The 3,449-nt window shown below is 72.6% G+C and carries 3 protein-coding genes and 1 pseudogene; all 4 read left to right on the plus strand.

The features are described from left to right. Window positions 1–1,143, plus strand: a 1,143-nt coding sequence (locus Q1N79_RS30125) for a thiamine pyrophosphate-dependent enzyme (protein WP_300614521.1), incomplete at its 5' end; no start/stop codon positions are given. A 2-nt stretch (window positions 1,144–1,145) separates the two neighbouring features. Then, window positions 1,146–2,270 carry a dihydroorotate dehydrogenase-like protein gene (locus Q1N79_RS30130; RefSeq protein WP_300614523.1) on the plus strand — a complete coding sequence of 375 codons (1,125 nt, stop codon included), beginning with the start codon at window positions 1,146–1,148 and terminating at the stop codon, window positions 2,268–2,270. Window positions 2,271–2,462: 192 nt separating this feature from the next. Then, window positions 2,463–2,786: pseudogene (locus Q1N79_RS30135) on the plus strand (DUF6529 family protein); the annotation flags it as partial. A 65-nt stretch (window positions 2,787–2,851) separates the two neighbouring features. Then, a partial coding sequence (locus tag Q1N79_RS30140; RefSeq protein WP_300614522.1) for a hypothetical protein occupies window positions 2,852–3,449 on the plus strand: 598 nt, incomplete at its 3' end.

Raw genomic sequence — 3,449 nt, forward strand, 5'->3', positions numbered from 1 at the left:
CCGTACCTGCGGCTGTTGTCCCAGCTGTTCGGCGACCGGCTGATGGTGGCCAACGCGACCGGGTGCTCGTCGATCTACGGCGGCAACCTGCCGACGACCCCGTGGACGCACAACGCGGCCGGGCAGGGGCCGGCCTGGTCGAACTCGCTGTTCGAGGACAACGCCGAGTTCGGCCTGGGGTTCCGGCTCGCCGCCGACCAGCACCTGGCGCTGGCGCGGGCGCGGCTGGAATCGCTGCGGCCCGTCGCGGGCGCGGAGCTGGCCGGCGAGATCTTGTCGGCGCCGCAGCGCCGCGAGTCGGAGTACGCGGCGCAGCGGGCCCGGGTGGCGGAGCTGAAGCGGCGCCTGGCCGCGCTCGACCTGTCGGACCCGGCGCTCGGCGCGGACGTGGGCGCCGCGGTCACCGACCTCCTCAGCGTGGCGGACCACCTGGTCAGGCGCAGCGTGTGGATCGTCGGCGGCGACGGCTGGGCCTACGACATCGGATCCGGCGGCCTCGACCACGTGCTGGCGAGCGGCCGCGACGTCAACGTCCTCGTGCTGGACACCGAGGTGTACTCGAACACCGGCGGGCAGGCGTCCAAGGCCACGCCGCTTGGCGCGGTCGCCAAGTTCGCCGCGGCGGGCAAGCGGGTGCCGAAGAAGGACCTGGCGCTGCAGGCGATCGCCTACGGCAACGTGTACGTCGCGCGGGTGGCGATGGGCGCGGACCCGCAGCAGACGCTGCGCGCGCTGCGCGAGGCCGAGGCCTACCACGGCCCGTCGCTGGTGATCGCCTACAGCCACTGCATCGCGCACGGCATCGAGAAGGACGGGCAGCTGCTGCGCAACGGGATGGACCAGCAGTACCGCGCGGTCGCCGCCGGCTACTGGCCGCTGCTGCGGTACGACCCTGAGCTGCGGGCGGCCGGCGCGAACCCGTTCCTGCTCGACTCGCCGCGGCCGCGGCTGCCGCTGGCCGCCTACATGTCGAGGGAGCTGCGGTTCCGGGTGCTCGCGCGGACCGACCCCGCCGCCGCCGAGCGGCTCGCCGAGCTCGCCAGGCAGGAGATCGCCCAGCGGTGGGCCACCTACGAGGAGATGGCGGCCCGCGGGCCCGAGCGGTTCCCCGCCCCCGCAACCCCCGCCAGGGAAGGGGCGTGACCATGGACCTCACCACGAAGTACCTCGGGCTCACCCTGCGCAGCCCGCTTGTCGCCTCGGCCGGCCCGCTGACCGGCACCGCCGACGGCATCGCGCGGCTGGCCGCGGCGGGCGTCGGCGCGGTCGTGCTGCCGTCGCTGTTCGAGGAGCAGCTGCGGGCGGAGGCGGAGCGGGACTCCCGGCTCGCCGAGGCCTACGCGGACAGCCACGCGGAGGCGGCCGGCTACCTGCCCGGCTACCAGCCCGGCCCGGAGCCCGGGCAGGTGCCGCGCCGGTACCTCGACCTGATCGAACGGGCCGCGGCGCAGACGCGCATCCCGGTGATCGCGTCGCTGAACGGGGTCTCGCCTGGCGGCTGGACGGACTACGCCTCGGCCATCCAGCAGGCGGGGGCGTCCGCCATCGAGCTGAACATCTACTACCTGCCCGGCGACCCGCTGCTGCCCTCCCGCGACGCCGAGCGCCGGTACACGGAGATCCTCACCACGGTCAAGGCGGTGGTGTCGATCCCGGTCGCGGTGAAGCTGTCGCCGTACTTCAGCTCGTTCGGCGAGATGGCGGTCGTGCTCGACCACGCCGGGGCGGACGGCCTGGTCCTGTTCAACCGGTTCCTGCAGACCGACATCGACCCGGAGACGTTCACGGTCAGCAGCGGCTTCCGGCTGTCCACCCCGGCGGAGGCGGCGCTGCCCCGCGCCTGGATCAGCCGGCTCCGCGGCCTTGTCCGCTGCTCGCTCGCCGCGTCGACCGGCGTGGACACGTACGCGGACGTCGCCGCCTACCTGCTGGCCGGGGCGGACGTGGTCATGTCCACGTCGTCGCTGCTGCGGCACGGGCCTGACCACGCCCGGGTGCTGCTCGACGGGCTGCGCGCCTGGCTGGACCGCAAGGGCTTCGGCTCCGTCGCGCAGGTGCGCGGCCTGCTGGCCAAGTTGGCAGAAGGCGAGCCCGCCTACGGCCGCACCGGCTACCTGAGCGCTATCGACCAGGCCTCCCACGCCTACGCCGCGCGCCGCTTATCGCGAACCCCGCGACTGTGTAAAATGCCCTATGCGCGCCGATTGAGCCTTGCTGGTGACCTGAATTACCGCCGGGCAGGCCGACGTGGCGGGTTTTGTCGCGTATAGATGAATTCCGCGCGACACGCTCAGGCTAATCGTAGGTGCGAGAACCATGCACAACCGGGCCTGGCCGGTACGGAGCCGGGGCGGGGGAACATCGGATGAGGAAACGAGGACCGCTTATCACACTGGCCCGCGTGGTCATTCTCGCGTTGATTTTCCACCCACTACCCGCTCGACGTCGCCTGGTTCTCCCGGCGCCAGGCCGTGCCGGCGCCCGCCTGGCTGGGCGCCGTGCACCGCTGGTCCGGCCGGATCGCGGCGCTGCTCACCGTGCCTGTCGTGGTCCATTGCGTGTCCGCGCCCGGATTCGGGACCTACTCGGTCCGCGTGATCGCGCACCCGGTTTTCTGCCGCATCTTCTACGCTGCGTTCGTGGCCAACATGCTCAGCCTCGTCCGCCGCGCCGTGATGCCCAGGTGGGTCATCCCGGTACTCGGCGGCGCGGCCTTTGCGTCGCTGGTCGTGGTATGGGCAACATCATCACTGTGGCTGTTCACCACCCACGGATGGCACTTTTGACCACCGGCACAGCACGCGGCTTCGCTTGCCGACCGTGAGAGGCCGACGATGAAGAGGGAAGCGCAATGGAAGAGATGACGACGCATATAGGCATCGAGGCAGGCAACGGCCTCGTCGGCCGGTTCGGGGACACGGTCGTCCTGATACCGCGCGGCGCTCCGGCCGTCGGCGCCGATGAGACCGCCAGGGAACTCATCGAGCTCGCGGCCGCCGTGGCGTCGGACCGGGAGGTGCCGGCCAGCGCGATCGCGGCCCGGCTGGCCGGCTGGGTCATCGGCCACCTGGCCGGCGACCTCACCGCGTTCGGGATCGTGACCCCGGTGCCCGACGGCGTCGTCGTGTTCCTTCGCGGCGCGGTGTGGTGCACGGTCACCGCGGGCGGATCGGCCCGCGAGCTGTCCGGGGAACAAGCCCTGACCTGGGTGGACCAGATCATTGCCAGCACGTTCGAGCGGCTGGCCATCGGCGGCGTGCCGGGGCAGCCGGTCCAGCCGGACCCGATGTCGGACCTGCGGGAGGGTGTCGTCCCCGGGCAGGGGTTCGTGCTGACCCGGCGGGCCGGCGGCGGCGGCGCTGAGGGACTCGCGGCCGCCGCCGAGCGCGGGCTTGACCGTGCCGCTGCCCCCGAACCTGCCGCCGCGCGTGCCGCTGCCCCCGAACCTG

This window comes from Trebonia sp. (genome assembly GCF_030042015.1).
GTDB lineage: Bacteria > Actinomycetota > Actinomycetes > Streptosporangiales > Streptosporangiaceae > Trebonia.